The following is an 18,046-nucleotide window of genomic DNA, read 5'->3' as shown; positions in this document are numbered from 1 at the left end:
TCGCCTAGAATTAGCCTCAGACTGAAAGCGTTATCGTCACCGGTACATGGTCGGACGGCTTTTCCCAGGCACGGACGTGCTTTTCCACATCACTTGATATGAAACGATTGGCCGCCTCTGGCGACAGCATCATATGGTCGATGCGGATGCCGTTGTTTTTCTGCCAGGCACCGGCCTGATAATCCCAGAACGAGTAAATCCCGGTGTCGTCGGTTGACGCACGGATTGCATCGGTAAAGCCCAGATTTTCAAGCCTGCGGAATGCCTGGCGCGATTGTGGCTTGAAGAGCGCGTCGCCAACCCACTGCTCGGGATTTTTGGCGTCGTACGGCTCGGGGATGACGTTGTAGTCACCGGCAAGCACCAGAGGTTCTTCCAGGGCAAGGCGGTCTTTCGCCCACAGTTCAAGCCGCTGCATCCACGAAAGCTTGTAGGGAAACTTTTCGGTATCTACCGGATTGCCGTTCGGCAGATAAAGCGAAACGACGCGGACAACGCCCTTGTCCGTCGAGTAGACGCCTTCGATGAAACGTGCCTGCTCATCACCATCGTCGCCGGGAAGGCCGCGATTGACCTCATCCGGTGATTTCCTGGACAGAAGCGCGACGCCGTTGAAGCCTTTCTGGCCATGTGTTTCCACATGATAGCCGAGCGCTTCAATCTCCAGACGCGGAAACTGGTCATCGACCGACTTGATTTCCTGCAGGCAGGCGATGTCGGGCGAGGACTCCTTCAGCCAATGCTGGAGGTTTTCGATACGGGCTTTGACGCCGTTGATGTTCCAGGTCGCGATTTTCATAACCCTATGATTATGCGCTTGGGGAGGTGAGGGCAAGCAGGGCGCAATCGCGCGTCACAGCTTTTCATCGCCCACAATTTCGATATCCGAGAAAAATTCGGCCCAAGACTATTTGTATTGGCGGTTTTGCATTCCTATTTGCTCTGGACAGGAGCCAAACAGGAGATATTCGAATGTTCGACGCCAAGAAACTTCTCGAACAGTTTCTGGGATCACAAGTACCCGGTACGTCGGGAAGTGTCCGCGACAAGGCCGGGCAGGTGACAGACCTGGCAAAGAAGAACCCGCTTGCAACGGGTGCCATCGCCGCAGCCATTCTTGGCACGAAGACCGGACGCAAGCTCGCGGGCAATGTGGCGACAGTGGGTGGCATTGCTGCCATCGCCGGATTGGGATATCTCGCCTACAAGAATTATAAGTCCGGTCAGGCACCGCAGGAAGCTGAACAGCCGGTTGCGAAAGAGCCTGAACTGCTTCCGCCGCCTCCGGCCGATTCTCCGTTCCACCCGCAATCTCCAGCCATGAGCAACAGTTTTGCGCTGACACTTGTGCAGGCGATGATTGCTGCCGCCAAAGCCGATGGCCATATTGATGATGCGGAGCGGGCTCGCATCATGGAGAAGGTGAAGATTTCTGGTCTCGACGATGAAGCGGAAGCCTTCCTTGAGAAGGAGCTTGCCGATCCCGTCGATCTCAATGTTCTGGTTTCAGCCGCACAGACGGAAGAGCAGAAGGTCGAGCTTTATACGGCGTCGCGCCTTGCGATAGACCCCGATAACAGGGCTGAACGCGGATATCTGGATATGCTGGCTGGTCGTCTCGGCCTGCCGGATGCCCTGGTGGACCATATCGAAGCGACGGTCGCTTCGGTAAAGGTTTAAGGCTGGTTGTTTCCCGGCAGCCATAAAAAAAACCGGCCGCCACATGGCAGCCGGTTTTAATTTTTTTCGTGCGTGCCAGTCAGATGGCGAAGCTGGTTCCGCAGCCGCAGGCCGAAGTGGCGTTCGGATTGCGGATCTGGAACGACTGTCCCATCAGATCATCGACGAAATCGATTTCCGAGCCATCCATATAGGGAACTGAAATGGAATCGATCAGCACCTTGGCGCCGAGCTTCTCGATGACGATGTCGTCGTCGGTCTGCTCATCAACCAGATCGTATTTATAGGAGAAGCCGGAACACCCGCCGCCTTCGACCGAAACGCGAAGGGCAGTCTTTCCCGGTTCCGATCCGAGAATCTTGGCGATCCGCTTTGCTGCGGAATCTGAAACGGTAATGCCTGTCATCTGCCTTGTTCCGTTTGCAATTACGAATATCGAACCGGACGATTTTTCCAGATTTCCGATAGCCGCATACTTGCCTTCATGATTAGCTGATAGCTATGAACGCGAACTGCGGAAGTCAATGTCTGTACCCGGTCCGCACCAGTTTTGTGTAATCATATTACAGTGAAGGATGCATCGCAATGTCGCTGGAAGGAATAGGCTTTGGTTATCGCGAACGCGCGCCCTATGCCTGTGATCCTGCACGAAGCCGTGGACGTCTGGTACCAGAGCCGGAAAGCCCAACCCGTACACCGTTTCAGCGCGACCGCGACCGTATCATCCATTCCACGGCGTTCCGTCGTCTGAAACATAAGACGCAGGTTTTCATCGCTCATGAAGGCGATCATCACCGCACACGTCTTACGCACACGATAGAAGTTGCCCAGATTGCGCGTGCCTTGGCTCGCGCATTACGGCTCGATGAAGATCTGGCCGAGGCGGTGGCGCTTGTCCACGATTTTGGCCACACACCCTTCGGTCATACCGGGGAGGAAGCGCTCAACGAGCGCATGAAGCCATTTGGTGGGTTCGATCACAATGCGCAGTCGCTCAGGATCGTGACCAAGCTCGAACATCGATATGCAGATTTCGACGGGCTTAATCTCTCGTGGGAAACGCTGGAGGGGTTGGTCAAGCACAACGGGCCTCTGTTGGGCGCGTTTGCGACGCATCCGGATGTTGCTGTTCCATTGCCGATTCTCGATTTCAATGAACGCTATGATCTGGAGCTCACGCGGTTCGCCAGTCTGGAAGCGCAATGTGCGGCCATTGCCGACGATATTGCCTATAATGCCCATGATATTGATGACGGTCTGCGGGCAGGGCTTTTGAGCCTTGAAGCTCTTGACGAAGTACCGTTGACGAAGCGCCTGCTCGATCTCGTGCGGACACGTTATCCGGATCTTGATCCCGTGCGAACCGGACATGAACTGGTGCGCAGGCAGATCACCATCATGGTGGAAGATGTGATCGAAGAGGCCCAACGTCGTCTGGCAGCGGCAAAGCCGCAGAGCGTGGAAGATGTGCACGGCCAGTCGCATGCACTGGTGGCGTTTTCCGATGCCATGCGCATCGACGAAAAGGTGTTGAAGCGGTTTCTGTTCAAGAACCTCTATTTCCACGACAGCGTCGTGGTGCGCAGGCATGCTGCCGACAAGATATTGCAGGACCTCTTTGATACCTGTTTCGCCAACTCCTCGATCTTGCCGCCAGAGTGGCAATCGGGCTGCGAGACGCTGGATGAGGCGGCTCGGGCGCGGCGGGTTGCCGACTATCTGGCGGGGATGACTGACAATTATGCCGTGCGAGAACACCGACGATTGTTTGACCACACACCCGATTTAGCTTAATCGGGGCCAAACGAAGCGGCATCTATCGGAAAATTGACTGGATTCCGCACTTTTTTGAACGAGCCGACACCGGAAAAGCAGGACTAAAAGCCCGGCGTAAGCCTGACAGGACAGACCATGAATATCTTTGCAGATTTCGACGCACGTATCAAAAAGACGTTGCAAGATATTGATCTGAAACCGAAAGACGGTGGCGAACTTGATCTTTCGCGCATCGGTGTCGAGCCGCCGCGAGATGCTTCCCATGGTGATATTGCCACCAATGCTGCGATGGTGCTTTCCAAGGCTGTCGGCCAGAACCCACGTGAGCTCGCCGGTCGTATCGCCGAGGCCCTTGCCGCAGACGAAGATGTCGAAACTGTCGATGTCGCCGGTCCGGGCTTCATCAATCTGCGTCTGAAGGCTACCTACTGGCAGCGCGAACTTTCCGCGATGCTGAACGAAGGCACGGATTTCGGTCGCTCGAAGCTTGGCACAGGATCGAAGGTCAATGTCGAATATGTTTCGGCAAACCCCACCGGCCCGATGCATGTCGGTCATTGCCGTGGCGCAGTCGTCGGCGATGTGTTGGCCAATCTGCTGAAATTCGCTGGCTATGATGTGGTCAAGGAATATTACATCAACGACGCCGGTGCGCAGATCGATGTGCTGGCACGATCCGTCATGCTGCGCTACCGCGAAGCACTCGGCGAAAATATCGGCGAAATTCCGTCTGGTCTTTATCCCGGAGACTATCTCGTTCCGGTCGGGCAGGAACTTGCCAAGGAGTTTGGCACGAAGCTTCTGGAAATGCCGGAAGCCGAAGCACTTGCTCTCGTAAAGGATCGCACGATCGATGCCATGATGGCGATGATCCGCGCCGATCTGGATGCGCTCAATGTGCACCATGATGTGTTCTTCTCCGAGCGCAAGCTGCATGTCGATCACGCACGGGCGATTCGCAATGCAATCAACGATCTGACGCTCAAGGGCCATGTCTATAAGGGCAAGCTGCCGCCGCCAAAGGGGCAGTTGCCGGAAGACTGGGAAGATCGCGAGCAGACCTTGTTCCGTTCGACGGAAGTGGGTGACGATATCGATCGTCCTTTGATGAAGTCTGACGGGGCTTTCACTTATTTTGCGGGCGACGTGGCATACTTCAAGGACAAGTACGACCGCGGCTTCAACGAGATGATCTATGTACTGGGCGCCGACCATGGCGGTTACGTCAAGCGTCTGGAAGCGGTCGCAAGAGCTGTTTCCGACGGCAAGGCCAAGCTGACGGTGCTGCTCTGCCAGTTGGTCAAGCTCTTCCGCGATGGCGAACCTGTGCGCATGTCGAAGCGGTCAGGTGAGTTTATCACGCTGCGCGATGTGGTGGACGAAGTCGGTCGTGACCCGGTTCGCTTCATGATGCTTTACCGGAAGAACGATGCGCCGCTGGACTTTGATTTTGCCAAGGTGACGGAGCAGTCCAAGGATAATCCCGTCTTCTACGTGCAATATGCTTCCGCACGTTGCCATTCGGTTTTCCGTCAGGCTGCGGACCAGCTTGGTCTCGCTGGTCTCGACCGAGTCGGCATGGCTGCGCATTTCGACAAGCTGACCGACGAAAGCGAAATTGCACTCGTTCGCAAGCTGGCCGAATATCCGCGTCTGATCGAGGCTGCAGCCGTTCATCAGGAGCCGCATCGGCTTGCTTTCTACCTTTATGACCTCGCCAGCGCGTTCCATTCGCAGTGGAATAGAGGCACAGAGAACCCGGACTTACGTTTTATTAAGGTTAACGATCCAGACTTGTCATTAGCCAGGCTAGGGCTGGTACAGGTTGTTTCCGATGTGCTGACTTCCGGATTGACGATAATCGGTGCGGATGCTCCAACGGAAATGCGCTAGAGTATAGTTCGAAGGTGAATGCCGTTTGAGACGGATTATACTCGAAGAATGGTCTCCGCAGTGTGCGGGCCGCGCTATGCGGTTCGAGATGAGTTCGGAGATCAGGCGGCTGTCACAAAGCTTTTCAGGTCGAAAGACTGATTGAAGGCAAAAGTTGGCAAGTCGAACAGGTGGAAGGCCATAATGAACGCAAGTCATTGGTCTTCCTTCTGGCGCAGGAAACTTCCGTCAACTTTTGCCCACATTGCCTCGCTAAAAAGCAATGTATGGAGACGTCTTGCGACGTCCAGGGTTTGAGTTAGGAACACGCCATGACGGACAGCAGTGCAAATCCCCGTAATTACGGCGAGCGTCCGTTGCACGAAGACGATCCACTGATGGAACTGTCACGGATCATGGACTTCGGCACGCCTGCTGATGACAACGTCGCTTGGAATGAGCGCCGACCTAGTTACTTTGAAGACAACCGGACAGAGCCGGGCTTCGATCCATCACTGGATCTGGAGCGCGAATTGCTCGGTGACTTCAATGATTATTCTCAGCCTACGGACCAGTCACAGTTCGCAGCGACGCCCACGCACGATGATTCTCATCTGTTGGATGAACCTCTGATTCATGAGGAAGAACTTGCTTCGGCTCTGGAAGACGAGCTTGATCTTCAAATGGATGAAGATGAGCAGGCGCCGGAATTGGAAGCGCCCTCATTCGAAGCACTTGAGTTTGAAGAAGCTGATCGTAGCGAACCGGTGCCGCAATTCGACTACAGCGATTATTCGGCTGCGCGCGATTCGAACGATGAGAGCTATGCCGCATCATCATCGGTCTATGTTCGCCGGGAGACTGTCGAACCGCTTCATATCGATCAGACCGATTACGATCCGACGATCTATCAGCCAGCCATTGAGCCGCATGAAGAGGCTTATCAGCCTGCGCGCGATCATGACTGGAACGTTCAGGCTGTCGAGCCAGCAGAGCAGTCCTATGCTGCCGTCACAGCGCCGGTCTCGCTTGAGGACGAACTGGAAAATCTCCTGTTCGGTGACGAGCCGCAGCCGGTGTCTCACGACGAAACCCACTTTTCCCAAGTCGCGTCCCATATCGCGCCTGCAGAGGAACCCTACGTCCACCACGACGTGGTGCCCGTGCAGAATATCGGATATCAGGACGAGCAGGAGCTGGAAGACCTGCATTTCGACGATTTGCGACTTGATGAGCCAGCTTATGATGCCGCGCCACAGGCGGCTGCGGCTGTCGAAACCTACGCCGCTCAGCCTCAGACTGTGCCTGCGGGGTATCCGTACTATACGCGGAGCAATTTCTCCTCAGGCGTTGCAGGGCAGGACACGGTAGCAACCGCGCCGCAGGCTGATTTTGCACCTGTTGCGGTTTCAGCGCCTTCGCTTGATGACGAGGACGATTTCTCTTTCGAAGACGACTTTTCCTTCGATGTCGAGGAAACAGCCGCCGCAATCGCTGCCGAAGGCACGGAAGACGATCTTTCGGAGCTGGATGAAATCAGCCTTTCGGAAGATGATTTTGGTTTTGAAACGTCTGGCGATGTTTCCAGCATTCAGGACGAGAATGTTTTCAGCGAAGATGATTTCTTCACGGAAGACGATCTCGATCTGAGCTCGGAACCTGTAGAAGAAGCCACCGCCTATGCACATGCGGTACGCTCCGACGACGATTACCGCTCGTCTCCGGCTTCATTCTCGCAGTTCGGCAGTACTCATGCGGCTGCGGTCAGCGCGCCTGCGCCCGAAGTCGAAACCTTGAGCGTGGCCGAAGAAAAAGTCGAGCAGACGCATTCCCTCGATTTGCCGGAAATCAATTACGGCGAAGAAGAAACCAATGCCGGACTGACTGATCTCGAAGCGGAATTCGCCGAGGTCTTCAATACGGTCGGTGTGGATGAAACGGCTAAAACCGACGCGCAGAGCGAAGCTGACAGGGCTTTTGAGGACATATTCCGCGAAAGCGCTTCGAGCTATCTGCCAAACTCCGGTGCCAGCCTCGGTGCTGCCGTGGGCGCTGCCGCAATGGGCGTTGGTGCTGCCGCTGCTGCGGGGGCATATGGCCGCTCGCAGGCAACGGCCCAGGCGCCAGCGCAGTCAAAAGCCTCCAATCCATTGGGCAATGAAGACGACTTCTACAATCATTGGGCAGCCCAGGGCGCACAGACCCTTGAAGGCGGCGACTATGGCGAACGCGCTGCGATGCAGGCGGAAGACGATCTTGGCAGCGCCGCCGAGGCCTATCGCAATCGTCCGGTTCGTGGCCGTCGCGGCCTCATTCTGGCCAGCGTGGCCGGTGTGGCGGTGCTTCTTGGCGGGATCGGCTATCATTTCCTCGGAGGAAGCGGCTCCGGTGAACCGGTTGTGATTCGCGCCGACAATCAGCCGATCAAGATGCAGCCGGAAAATCCGGGCGGTGCCACAGTGCCGAACCAGGACAAGGCGGTTTATGATCGCGTTGCGGGTACGCTGCCGAATAATCCGGAACAAAAGTCCCTGATTACTTCCGGTGAAGAGCCGGTGGATATTTCCGGTACTGATGACAGCGAGAACATGGCGGACAATACGCCAGACGAGCAGCCCGTAGCGAACAATGCCCCGGTCGAGAATCAGAACGCGAACCACAATGCGCCGTTGGTCCAGCCGCGCGAAGTGGAAACCATGATCGTTCGCCCGGATGGTTCTATCGTCCAGCCTTCTTCGGCACCGGAGGAAACCGCTTCGCAACTGCCTCCGGCAAACAATACTGCTCAGCCGGTGGCTCCTGCCGGTGGCGATGAAATCGCTGCGCTGGCCGCTGGCAATGCACCTGCAGAACCGGCTGCGCAAACACCTGCACCGGCTCCGCAGGCACAACAGCCTCAGCCGGCTGCGGAAGCGCCGCGTCTTCCTGTCCGTGCTCCGGTGGTGCCATCACGGCCTGCTGAACAGCCGGTCAACATCGTCGGCAATGTTCCGCAGCGCACGCAGGCCCCGGCTGCTGCCAATCCTGCTCCAGCTCTGGCAGCGCCGCAGGTTGCGTCGGCAGCAGGTGCAGGCGGTTATTTCATCCAGATTGCGTCGCAGCCATCAGCCGAGCTGGCACAGAAGTCCTATGCCAACATGGCCCAGAAGTATGGCAGCGTGATCGGTGGCCGCAGCGTCGACATCAAGCGTGCCGACATTCCGGGCAAGGGCACCTACTATCGTGTCCGCGTTCAGGGCGGCTCCAAGGAAGATGCATCGGCACTTTGCGGACGCCTCAAGTCCGCTGGCGGCAGCTGCTTTGTGACGCAGTGATTTGTCAGACATTGATTATTGAAAGGGCGGCCTCGGTCGCCCTTTTTCTTGGTTCACTATCTCGTGGATTGAATTTGACGTTTGATACCCGTCCGATATAAATCACGTTTCAAACGTCAAATTTGAAAAATCCACTAGATTCATAAAGTTACTAGTGGTCTTTTTGATTTCGACATTTGCCCGGCGCTCATATCCGAGGGACGCAAATGTCAAAATCAGGCCACTAGCCCTGATTTTTTCGGTTAAACCGGGGCAGGGTTGTTTGAGTACAGCATTTCCAGACAATTTTGGGGAAGAGCGCATGAAAGAGTGCAAGGCATGGATTGCCGGTGTGTCGGGAACGAAACTGACCGAGGACGAAATCGCGTTTTTCCGCGATGAAAGACCATGGGGCTTTATTCTTTTTGCGCGCAATGTCGAAAGTCTGGAACAGGTTTCCGAGCTGACGGCGCATATGCGCGACCTGACGGGCCGGCACCAGACGCCGGTTTTCATCGATCAGGAAGGTGGACGCGTGCAGCGCCTTCGCCCGCCGCTCGTTCCAAACTATCCTTCGGCCTCGGAAGTCGGTGCGATCTATGCGCGTGATCGCGAAGCTGGCCTGCGCGCTGCATGGCTTCATGCCCGCCTGCACGCATTCGATTTGCTGAAGGTTGGCGTCAATGTGGACTGCCTGCCGGTTCTGGACGTACCCGTAGAAGGCGCACATGATGTTATCGGTGCCCGGGCCTATTCCAAGAATCCGCACGCGGTTGCCGAGATGGGGCGAGCTGCTGCTGAAGGTCTGCTTGCCGGCGGTTTGCTGCCTGTGGTCAAGCATATGCCGGGGCACGGTCGTGCGTTTGCAGACACCCACAAGGAACTGGCGCGTGTCACCGTTCCCCTGAATGAACTGGTTGCGCGTGATTTTGTGCCGTTCAAGGCGCTCAATGACCTGCCAATGGCAATGACGGCGCATGTCGTGTTCGATTGCATTGATCCGCAGCGCCCGTCGACATTGTCGCCGACCGTCATCAATACGATCATTCGCGATGTCATTCAGTTTGACGGTCTCGTTATGAGCGACGACATTTCCATGAAGGCGCTCTCGGGCGGGCTTGGCGATATTGCGGACGGCATCATCGGTGCCGGTTGCGATATGGTTCTCTATTGCGCAGGTGTGATGGAAGAACTGAAGCAGGTTGCAGCGCGTGTGCCGGTTCTTGAAGGCAAGGCGAAGCGTCGTGCCGATCTGGCGGAAGTCTATGCGGGCGACCCCGATCTTTCCGATGAGGACGAACTGCGCGCAGAATTCAACGCCATGTTCGAACTGATAGCGTAATCGTCAAAACTTGGTAAACTGACGTCATCGGCGGATTGATCCGCCGGTGAACCTTATCAGCAGGGAAACGGGTTTGGCGGCATCGGGAGCAGACACAGACGGCAAAGACGGCACGCTCGTGCCGATGGATGCGCTGTGGCAGGGCGATTCCGAGCGCAGTGAAAGCGAGCCGTCGCTTCTCATCGATGTGCAGGGATTTGAAGGTCCGCTTGATCTGCTGCTCCACCTTGCGCGGAGCCAGCGCGTGGATCTTGCCCGTATCTCCGTTCTGGCGCTCGCAGAGCAGTATCTGGTATTCGTGGAACAGGCACGCGCCTTGCGCCTTGAACTTGCCGCCGACTATCTCGTCATGGCGGCGTGGCTTGCCTATCTCAAGTCGAAACTGCTGATCCCGAAGCAACAGGGCGATGATGGAGCCACCGGTGAAGAACTGGCTGCTTCGTTGCATTACCGTTTGAAGAGACTTGAAGCCATGCGCGATGCGGCGGCAAAACTCGTCAATCGCAACCGGCTGGGGCGGGATGTCTTTGCGCGCGGCATGCCGGAAATGGTTATGGTGGACAGGACCAGCCAGTTTTCGGCGACATTATACGACCTTCTCACCGCCTATGCTTCGCAGCGGCAGCGACAGTCCGTTTCGCAGGTGCAGATTGCCAGGCGGGCAGTCTGGTCATTGAAGGAAGCGCGGGTGGCGCTTGTGCGTTTGATGGGGTCAGTGGGGGACTGGATTTCTCTCGACCGTTTCCTGATCGATTATGCGCTTTCGCCGCGCGAGAGGGCTTCGGCGCTTGCGAGTTCCTTCGCCGCCAGTCTTGAACTTGTGCGCGAAGGCAAGCTGGAAGTCAGGCAAAACGCTCCTTTCGAGCCGATCTACATACGGGCGACAGGAGATATCAGCGAATTGGATGAGGACGAGGATGTCTGAAGCGGAACGTCGAAATCTGGCTGAAATCGATAGTGACGATGATCAGATCGAAACAGAGGTTTCTGTCTCGACACAGGGACTTGCTGACCTCGCGCGCATTGTCGAGGCCATTGTCTTTGCCTCTTCCGAACCGGTTTCCGAACGCGCATTGGCAGAACGCCTGCCAGCCAATGTGGACGTCGCACCAGTTTTGAAGCATTTGCAGAAAATATATGAAACGCGCGGCGTGCATCTCGTTCAGGTCGGTAGCGCATGGGCGTTCCGTACCGCTCCCGATCTCGCCTTTCTCATGAGCCGCGAAGCTGTGCAGCAGCGCAAGCTGTCCCGCGCTGCGATGGAAGTGCTGGCCATCATCGCCTATCACCAGCCGGTCACGCGTGCGGAGCTGGAAGACATTCGCGGTGTGGAGACCTCAAAGGGTACGCTGGATGTTCTGATGGAGACCGGCTGGATAAAATTGCGCGGTCGCCGCCGGACACCCGGTCGTCCGGTTACCTACGGTACAACGGACACATTTCTTGACCATTTCGGCCTGCCTGAAATCCGTGATCTGCCCGGATTGGAAGAGCTGCGGGGGGCAGGGCTGCTTTCTGCACGTATGCCGTCGAGCTTTGCCGTTCCGGTGCCGAATATCGACCCGGATGAGCTGACGGAAGACGAAGAGCCGCTCGAAGATATCGATCTGGAGAGCCTTGGCCTGCTCGCCCCACGTGGTGAATAGTCTCAGTCCGCCCTTTCAAGTGAATTTTATTTGCTGCAGAGCCGTTCACCGTCACACTTCTGTTTGAAAGATTTGTTGAAAGCGCTTAAATCGTAACTGGCATTGCAGGAACATGCCGCGCGTTCGCGGCAATGAGAGGAATAAAATGGGTAGCTTTTCCATCTGGCACTGGCTGATCGTCCTGGCGGTTGTCCTTCTTCTGTTTGGCCGCGGCAAGATTCCCGAGCTGATGGGTGATGTTGCCAAGGGCATCAAGAACTTCAAGCAGGGCATGTCCGACGAAGACGCCAAGGATGAAGCCAGGGATGCGGGTCGTACGATCGACGCCAAGGCTGACGAAACCGTCAACGACGTCAAGAAAACCACCAAGTCCTGATCTAACGGATAAAGCATGCTGCGCACGTGCAAGCGCGCGCAGCATATTTTGCCATTTACAAGTGCGGTTTTCCGCCGAAAGACGGGACGCGCGCGCGAATTGCGCGGGGTATCAAGAATATGTTCGACATCGGTTGGTCTGAACTTCTGATTATTGCGATCGTGATGATCGTGGTGGTCGGTCCCAAGGATTTGCCGAAAATGCTGCGTGCATTCGGCAAGGCTACAGCGCGCATGCGTGCGACCGCCAACGAGTTCAAGCAGCAGTTCGACGAAGCCTTGAAAGAGGCCGAGCTTGACGACGTCAAAACCATCATCGATGAGACCCGCAAGCTCGATCCGCGCTCAAAAATCACGCAAGTGTTCGATCCGATTCGAAGTGCAGGCGAGGATTTGCGTGCCGGCCTCCAGTCCACATCGTCCATGTCGCCGGCGACACCCGAAAAAGTTGCTGAAGTGACGACGCCGGTTGATGCCGGTGGCGCACCGGTTCCGCCTGCTGTGGAAAAAGCCGCAGCGCCCAAGAAGGCGACCCGAAAGACTGCACCGAAGGCCGAAACCAAAGTGACCGAAGCCAAGACAGCCAAAGCGAAAGCTGCTCCGAAGGCGGTTTCCGTCGCAAAGCCTGCTGCCAAAAAGCCCGCAGCGGCGAAACCGGAAACAGCCAAGGCTGCTGCCGCACCTGCCAAGAAGACCACGAAGAAGACAGGAACCAAAGCGTGAAACGCGACGAGGACGAAATCGAACAGAGCGCAGCGCCTCTGCTTGAGCACCTGATCGAGCTGCGCCGCCGCTTGATCTGGGCAATTCTGGCATTTTTCGTGGCATTTATTTTCTGTTTCGCGTTCGCAAAACAGCTCTTCAACCTGCTCGTCGTGCCTTATCAGTGGGCGCTCGACTGGGCGGGCATGGATCGTTCGAAAGCAGAACTGATCTATACTGCGCCGCAGGAATTCTTCTTCACGCAGGTGAAGGTCGCCATGTTCGGCGGCATCGTGCTGGCATTTCCGATCATTGCCGCGCAGATCTACAAGTTCGTGGCACCCGGCCTCTATAAGCATGAGCGCATGGCGTTCCTGCCGTTCCTGATCGCATCGCCGATCCTGTTCTTGACGGGGGGCGCGCTCGTCTACTTCTTCTTTACGCCAATGGTGATGTGGTTCTTCCTCGCAATGCAGCAAACTGGCGGCAGCGGCGAAGTGCAGATTTCGCTCCTTCCGAAAGTATCGGAATATCTGAGCCTCATCATGACGCTCATCTTCGCTTTCGGCCTGGTTTTTCAGCTACCGGTCGTGACGAGCCTGATGGCTCGCGTCGGTTTGGTGACCTCGGCTGGCCTGAAGGACAAGCGCAAATACGCAATTGTCATCGCTTTCATCGTCGCGGCGGTGCTTACGCCGCCCGATCCGGCGAGCCAGATCGGCCTTGCCTTGCCGACAATCCTTCTCTACGAGGTTTCAATCATCGTGGCTCGCATGATCGAGAAGAAGCGGGATGAGGCGCAGGAAGCTTCCGACGCTGAAAACAACGCTTCATCGTCCTGATTTGTCACTATGATTCTGTGAGGTCGCAGGTTGTGCGGCCTCGCTTCTGTTCAATTTCACGAAACGGCTTTTCCCATGCTCGACATCAAATGGATTCGCGAAAACCCTGAAACCCTCGACAAAGCGCTCGCCAAGCGTGGGGCTCAGTCGCTGTCGTCCGAATTGATGGCGCTGGATGAAAAACGCCGCGAATATGTCGGCAAGGTTCAGGCTGCGCAGGAGCGCCGCAATGCCGCTTCGAAGGAAATCGGCAAGGCCATGGCTGCGAAGGACGCGGCGACGGCTGACAAGCTGAAGGCTGAAGTTGCCGAGTTGAAGGATTTTCTTGCGCAGGCTGAGGACGAAGAGCGTCGCCTGACCAAGGAACTGAACGACGCTCTGTCGACCATTCCCAATATTCCGCTTGAAGACGTACCGCTCGGCAAGGACGAAAGCGACAATGTCGAAGTTCGTCGAATCGGCAACCAGCGAAACTTTGCCTTCCAGCCGAAGGAACATTTCGAGCTGGGTGAGGCGCTCGGCTACATGGATTTCGAGCGCGCTGCAAAGCTCGCAGGTTCGCGCTTTACCGTGTTGAAGGGGCCGCTTGCGCGTCTTGAACGTGCGCTTGGCCAGTTCATGCTCGACCTGCACACCATGGAACACGGCTATACCGAAACGATGCCGCCGCTGATGGTGCGCGACGAAGCTGTCTACGGCACCGGCCAGCTGCCGAAATTCTCGGAAGACCTGTTCCGCACCACGGACGGCCGCTGGCTGATTCCAACCGCCGAAGTTCCGCTGACCAATCTGGTTGCAGATGAAATCGTCGATACTAAGTCGCTTCCCCAGCGCTACACGGCGCTGACCCCATGCTTCCGTTCAGAAGCGGGTTCCGCCGGTCGCGACACGCGCGGCATGCTGCGCCAGCACCAGTTCCTGAAAGTGGAAATGGTGTCGATCACCGATGCCGACAGCTCGGTTGAAGAGCATGAGCGAATGACCGCCTGTGCAGAAGAAGTGCTGAAACGCCTTGGTCTGCCGTTCCGTACCGTCGTGCTCTGCACCGGCGATATGGGCTTCGGCGCACAGAAGACCTACGATATTGAAGTATGGCTGCCCGGCCAGAACACCTATCGCGAAATCTCAAGCTGTTCGGTCTGCGGTGATTTCCAGGGACGCCGCATGAATGCCCGCTATCGCCCTGAAGGCGAGAAATCGACCCGTTTCGTGCATACGCTGAACGGTTCGGGCGTTGCCGTCGGTCGTGCGCTGATCGCTGTTATGGAAAATTATCAGGAAGAAGATGGCAGCATTCATATTCCTGAAGCATTGCAGCCATACATGGGCGGCCTCACGCGGATAGAGAAAGCTGCGTGAATCACATTTATTGATAGCCATAATGAAGGAGTGACGACGTGCGAATTCTGCTGACGAACGATGATGGTATCCACGCTGAAGGCCTCGCAGTTCTGGAGCGGATCGCACGCAAGCTCTCCGACGATGTCTGGGTTGTCGCACCGGAAACCGACCAGAGCGGCCTCGCGCATTCGCTGACGCTGTCGGAACCGCTCCGCCTTCGCCAGATCGATGACCGCCATTTCGCATTGCGCGGTACGCCGACCGATTGCGTCATCATGGGTGTGCGCCACGTTCTGCCGGGTGCGCCCGATCTCATTCTTTCGGGCGTGAACTCCGGTGCGAATATTGCCGACGATGTCACCTATTCGGGCACTGTGGCCGGCGCTATGGAAGGCACGCTGCTCGGCGTCCGGTCCATCGCACTGTCGCAGGAATATGAATATGAAGGCGACCGCCGCATCGTGCCTTGGGAAACGGCAGAAACCCACGCCCCTGACCTTATCCGCAAGCTGATGGAAGCAGGATGGCCGGAAGGCGTCCTGCTGAACCTCAACTTCCCGAATTGCGGTGCGGATGAAGTCAAGGGAACGCGCGTTACGGCTCAAGGCAAGCTCAGCCATGACGCACGCCTCGATGAGCGTCGCGACGGACGCGGCTTCCCGTATTTCTGGCTGCATTTTGGTCGGGGCAAAGCGCCGGTCGCGGACGACAGCGATATCGCAGCCATTCGTTCCGATTGCATTTCGGTAACCCCGTTGCACCTTGATCTGACCGCGCATAAGGTGCGGGCAGAATTGAGCGCAGCACTTGGGGTTGAAGCATGAGGCAGGCAGCGTCTGAGCGCCCACGGCTTTCGGACAGAGAAGGATTTATATCCTTCGTTATGCGAATGCGCGGATACGGGATTGACGATCCGCGCCTCTTTGCAGCCATCGAGTCCACGCCACGCCAGAGCTTTCTCGCGTCATCGTGGTCTCATCTTTCCTATAGTCCCCGTACCGCGCCACTTGACTGCGGCGAGTACATGGAGGGGATTGATGAGCAGGCCCGCGCCATTGCCGCGCTCAAGCTGGAGCCAGGTCATCGGGTGCTGGAGATCGGAACCGGGTCGGGTTTCACGGCGGCTGTCATGTCGTCGTTGGCCGGTCGCGTCACGACCGTTGAGCGTTATCGCAAGCTTTGTGACCATGCCTTGCAGCAGTTCGTATCGCTGAAGCGTGAGAACATCATGGTCAAACATGCCGACGGTCGCCATGGAATGCCGGGTGGCCCCTTTGACCGTATCCTGATCTGGCTCGCCTTCGAGGAAGTGCCACGCCATTTCGTCGATTTGCTGGCAACGCACGGCGTGCTGATCGCCCCGATCGGCCCAGGCGATGGTCGGCAGGTCATGACCCGCATCGCCAAGGTCGGCAGCCGATTCGAGCAGGAGGACCTGATGGCGGTCCGCTACCAGCCTTTCATCGAGGGTGTCTCGTCCGTTCTGTGATCGGCGCGCGTATCGATTCGTCAAAATGATGGCTATCAGGCTCTCTCCGTCCGCACCGGGGAGGGCTTTCGGTCGCTTTGTGCGCTTATGGTATTTAATTGGTGAATCTTTTTTCGAAGATTTACCGTTCTTAACCAGAGAGTAACATTAACGCGTTTTAATCACCTTACTGAGTTTCGAGTATGGGCGAGTTGAACATGCGTTTACAAATTTTGCAGCACACGTCTGAACGTCTCCTGCGGAATGTCGCGATCGTTCTGATTGCCGGTTTTGGTGCCGGGTGCAGTGCCGATACGATGCGCTTCACTGATGGTATCAGTACGGGCTCTACGTCCAGTCAGCGTGTCGCACAGCAGCCGGCTGGCGATCTTTATGCATCTGCGGCTCCCGTAGCTCCCGCATCGAGCGGTTCCGTTCAGCGCAATTCACTGCCTCCGGTGTCTTCTGCGCCGATGGCAGCGCCTGTGGCGGCAGCACGACAGTCGGTTCAGGCTCCGGTCGCAGCGGCATCCAATAACATTCAGAATCACGTCGGGCAGGCGCAGGATATGGCCGCAAACCGTGTGAACAACACGGTCAATGCCGCTGAAACCAAAGTTGCCAGCGCGGCAACATCTACGCGCAACACCGTAAATGGCGCGCAGGAAAAGGTTCTCGGACAGCTTCCGACGAACCCGGCCATGCCACGGCCAACGGATAACAATATCGCGGTTGTTCCGCAGGCACCTGCCGTCAACGGCAAGAAGCCTTCGGCAAACGATATGGCTTCGGCAGGCGCAAACGCTACGACGCCGCCAGCGCCGAACGGTACCTACACGGTTAAGAGTGGCGATTCGCTCTTCTCCATTGCGCAGAAGCACAATGTTCCTGTCGAGCAGTTGAAGAAGGCAAACGGTCTGTCGAACGGCGCTATCCGCGTCGGCCAGGCACTCGTCATTCCTTCTGCCGCAGCAGGCAATGCAACGCAGGTTGCAGCGGTTTCGCAGCCGCCGGAAAATCCGGCCAAAGCAGCCGCGGCACCGACCGCCAATGCAGATGTGAAGCCCTACACGCCGCCACAGGCGAGCAACAAGGTGATCGAGGATGCCGAGAAGGATCAGGCAGCAGCGCCTTCCTCAACCGGCATTTCCCAGATGCGCTGGCCGGTACGTGGCCGTATTCTCGCAAGCTTCGGCCAGCGTGACGGTACATCGGTGAGCGACGGCATCGACATCATGGTTCCGGAAGGTACGTCGGTGAAGGCTGCTGAAAACGGCGTCGTCATTTATGCCGGTGACGGTCTCAAGGAATTCGGACAGACGGTTCTGATCCGTCATGATAACGGCCTTGTCACTGTTTACGGTCACAACAGCCAGATTCTGGTTCAACGCGGGCAGAAGGTTCGTCGCGGCGAAGAAGTTGCAAAGTCGGGCATGAGCGGCAACGCGAAGTCTCCGAAGCTGCATTTCGAAGTGCGCAAGAATTCGTCTCCGGTCAATCCTAACAAGTATCTGGAATCCTGATAAAAAATGTTCAACTAAAGAAAGAAAGGCGGGCTAGAAGCCCGCCTTTCTTTTTATGGGTGCGCCGAGCATGGCGCGTGGTGCGCAATCACCGTTTGACCGGGATGGTATCCGGTCGATGACTTGGAGGTGAAAGTCCTCTACGGGCCCTGGTGATGGGAACCGTTAGCCGAACAGCAAGGGCGT

General features: G+C 56.8%; 16 protein-coding genes. 14 read left to right on the top strand and 2 right to left on the bottom strand.

From position 1 onward, the window contains the following. Window positions 1–16: 16 nt before the first annotated feature. Window positions 17–799, bottom strand: a complete 783-nt coding sequence (gene xth / locus F9K91_RS10345; protein ID WP_151557388.1) for an exodeoxyribonuclease III — start codon at window positions 797–799, stop codon at window positions 17–19. Window positions 800–972: 173 nt separating this feature from the next. Between xth and F9K91_RS10340 the strand changes: the two genes are divergently transcribed. Next, window positions 973–1,680 (top strand): tellurite resistance TerB family protein, encoded by a 708-nt coding sequence (locus tag F9K91_RS10340; protein WP_151557390.1) that lies wholly within the window; start codon window positions 973–975, stop codon window positions 1,678–1,680. A gap of 79 nt (window positions 1,681–1,759) precedes the next feature. Here the strand turns inward: F9K91_RS10340 and erpA are convergent, their stop codons facing one another. Further along, window positions 1,760–2,086, bottom strand: a complete 327-nt coding sequence (gene erpA / locus F9K91_RS10335; protein WP_006471759.1) for an iron-sulfur cluster insertion protein ErpA — start codon at window positions 2,084–2,086, stop codon at window positions 1,760–1,762. Between the two features lie 179 nt (window positions 2,087–2,265). On the opposite strand from erpA, the gene F9K91_RS10330 reads away from it, so the two are divergent. The 13 genes from F9K91_RS10330 to dipM all read left to right on the top strand — a co-directional run bounded on the left by F9K91_RS10330 (window position 2,266) and on the right by dipM (window position 17,860). Next, window positions 2,266–3,474 carry a deoxyguanosinetriphosphate triphosphohydrolase gene (locus F9K91_RS10330; RefSeq protein ID WP_151557392.1) on the top strand — a complete coding sequence of 403 codons (1,209 nt, stop codon included), beginning with the start codon at window positions 2,266–2,268 and terminating at the stop codon, window positions 3,472–3,474. A gap of 117 nt (window positions 3,475–3,591) precedes the next feature. Beyond that, window positions 3,592–5,349: an arginine--tRNA ligase gene (argS, locus tag F9K91_RS10325; RefSeq protein WP_151651451.1), complete on the top strand. Its 1,758-nt coding sequence runs from the start codon at window positions 3,592–3,594 to the stop codon at window positions 5,347–5,349. A gap of 311 nt (window positions 5,350–5,660) precedes the next feature. Continuing rightward, the gene (locus F9K91_RS10320; RefSeq protein WP_151677750.1) at window positions 5,661–8,642 is read left to right on the top strand and encodes an SPOR domain-containing protein; all 2,982 of its coding nucleotides are present in this window, start codon (window positions 5,661–5,663) and stop codon (window positions 8,640–8,642) included. A gap of 301 nt (window positions 8,643–8,943) precedes the next feature. Then, window positions 8,944–9,963, top strand: a complete 1,020-nt coding sequence (nagZ, locus tag F9K91_RS10315; RefSeq protein ID WP_151677749.1) for a beta-N-acetylhexosaminidase — start codon at window positions 8,944–8,946, stop codon at window positions 9,961–9,963. 73 nt (window positions 9,964–10,036) lie between these two features. Next, window positions 10,037–10,888, top strand: coding sequence for a segregation and condensation protein A (locus tag F9K91_RS10310; protein ID WP_151557400.1), 852 nt, complete (start codon window positions 10,037–10,039; stop codon window positions 10,886–10,888). Then, window positions 10,881–11,609, top strand: a complete 729-nt coding sequence (gene scpB / locus F9K91_RS10305; protein WP_151557402.1) for an SMC-Scp complex subunit ScpB — start codon at window positions 10,881–10,883, stop codon at window positions 11,607–11,609. Before F9K91_RS10310 ends, scpB begins: the two co-directional genes overlap by 8 nt. A 145-nt stretch (window positions 11,610–11,754) precedes the next feature. Then, entirely contained in the window at window positions 11,755–11,985 is a 231-nt protein-coding gene (locus F9K91_RS10300; RefSeq protein WP_151557404.1) for a twin-arginine translocase TatA/TatE family subunit, read from the top strand. Between the two features lie 119 nt (window positions 11,986–12,104). Further along, window positions 12,105–12,707: a Sec-independent protein translocase protein TatB gene (gene tatB / locus F9K91_RS10295; RefSeq protein WP_151557406.1), complete on the top strand. Its 603-nt coding sequence runs from the start codon at window positions 12,105–12,107 to the stop codon at window positions 12,705–12,707. Beyond that, on the top strand, window positions 12,704–13,528 hold the full coding sequence (gene tatC, locus F9K91_RS10290; RefSeq protein WP_151557408.1) for a twin-arginine translocase subunit TatC: 825 nt from the start codon (window positions 12,704–12,706) through the stop codon (window positions 13,526–13,528). The genes tatB and tatC overlap by 4 nt, the downstream gene beginning before the upstream one ends. 75 nt (window positions 13,529–13,603) lie before the next feature. Continuing rightward, window positions 13,604–14,887: a serine--tRNA ligase gene (gene serS / locus F9K91_RS10285; RefSeq protein ID WP_061346420.1), complete on the top strand. Its 1,284-nt coding sequence runs from the start codon at window positions 13,604–13,606 to the stop codon at window positions 14,885–14,887. A 38-nt stretch (window positions 14,888–14,925) separates the two neighbouring features. Then, window positions 14,926–15,693 carry a 5'/3'-nucleotidase SurE gene (surE, locus tag F9K91_RS10280; protein ID WP_061346419.1) on the top strand — a complete coding sequence of 256 codons (768 nt, stop codon included), beginning with the start codon at window positions 14,926–14,928 and terminating at the stop codon, window positions 15,691–15,693. Further along, window positions 15,690–16,358: a protein-L-isoaspartate(D-aspartate) O-methyltransferase gene (locus tag F9K91_RS10275; RefSeq protein ID WP_061346418.1), complete on the top strand. Its 669-nt coding sequence runs from the start codon at window positions 15,690–15,692 to the stop codon at window positions 16,356–16,358. The genes surE and F9K91_RS10275 overlap by 4 nt, the downstream gene beginning before the upstream one ends. 182 nt (window positions 16,359–16,540) lie before the next feature. Then, window positions 16,541–17,860, top strand: a complete 1,320-nt coding sequence (gene dipM / locus F9K91_RS10270; RefSeq protein WP_061346417.1) for a cell division endopeptidase DipM — start codon at window positions 16,541–16,543, stop codon at window positions 17,858–17,860. The last annotated feature ends 186 nt before the right edge of the window (window positions 17,861–18,046 follow it).

The organism is Brucella tritici (assembly GCF_008932295.1).
Taxonomy (GTDB): Bacteria; Pseudomonadota; Alphaproteobacteria; order Rhizobiales; family Rhizobiaceae; genus Brucella; species Brucella tritici.
The sequence above is the reverse complement of the archived record's forward strand: the minus strand, read 5'-3'. Positions and strand labels throughout refer to the sequence as shown.

What these genes read in the sequence shown, in the direction of transcription:
- tatB (WP_151557406.1), top strand. Translation starts at nt 12,105, where the DNA reads ATGTTCGACATCGGTTGGTCTGAACTTCTGATTATTGCGATCGTGATG.
- F9K91_RS10300 (WP_151557404.1), top strand. Translation starts at nt 11,755, where the DNA reads ATGGGTAGCTTTTCCATCTGGCACTGGCTGATCGTCCTGGCGGTTGTC.
- F9K91_RS10330 (WP_151557392.1), top strand. Translation starts at nt 2,266, where the DNA reads ATGTCGCTGGAAGGAATAGGCTTTGGTTATCGCGAACGCGCGCCCTAT.
- erpA (WP_006471759.1), bottom strand. Translation starts at nt 2,086, where the DNA reads ATGACAGGCATTACCGTTTCAGATTCCGCAGCAAAGCGGATCGCCAAG.
- dipM (WP_061346417.1), top strand. Translation starts at nt 16,541, where the DNA reads ATGGGCGAGTTGAACATGCGTTTACAAATTTTGCAGCACACGTCTGAA.
- F9K91_RS10320 (WP_151677750.1), top strand. Translation starts at nt 5,661, where the DNA reads ATGACGGACAGCAGTGCAAATCCCCGTAATTACGGCGAGCGTCCGTTG.
- xth (WP_151557388.1), bottom strand. Translation starts at nt 799, where the DNA reads ATGAAAATCGCGACCTGGAACATCAACGGCGTCAAAGCCCGTATCGAA.
- nagZ (WP_151677749.1), top strand. Translation starts at nt 8,944, where the DNA reads ATGAAAGAGTGCAAGGCATGGATTGCCGGTGTGTCGGGAACGAAACTG.
- F9K91_RS10340 (WP_151557390.1), top strand. Translation starts at nt 973, where the DNA reads ATGTTCGACGCCAAGAAACTTCTCGAACAGTTTCTGGGATCACAAGTA.
- argS (WP_151651451.1), top strand. Translation starts at nt 3,592, where the DNA reads ATGAATATCTTTGCAGATTTCGACGCACGTATCAAAAAGACGTTGCAA.
- F9K91_RS10275 (WP_061346418.1), top strand. Translation starts at nt 15,690, where the DNA reads ATGAGGCAGGCAGCGTCTGAGCGCCCACGGCTTTCGGACAGAGAAGGA.
- scpB (WP_151557402.1), top strand. Translation starts at nt 10,881, where the DNA reads ATGTCTGAAGCGGAACGTCGAAATCTGGCTGAAATCGATAGTGACGAT.
- serS (WP_061346420.1), top strand. Translation starts at nt 13,604, where the DNA reads ATGCTCGACATCAAATGGATTCGCGAAAACCCTGAAACCCTCGACAAA.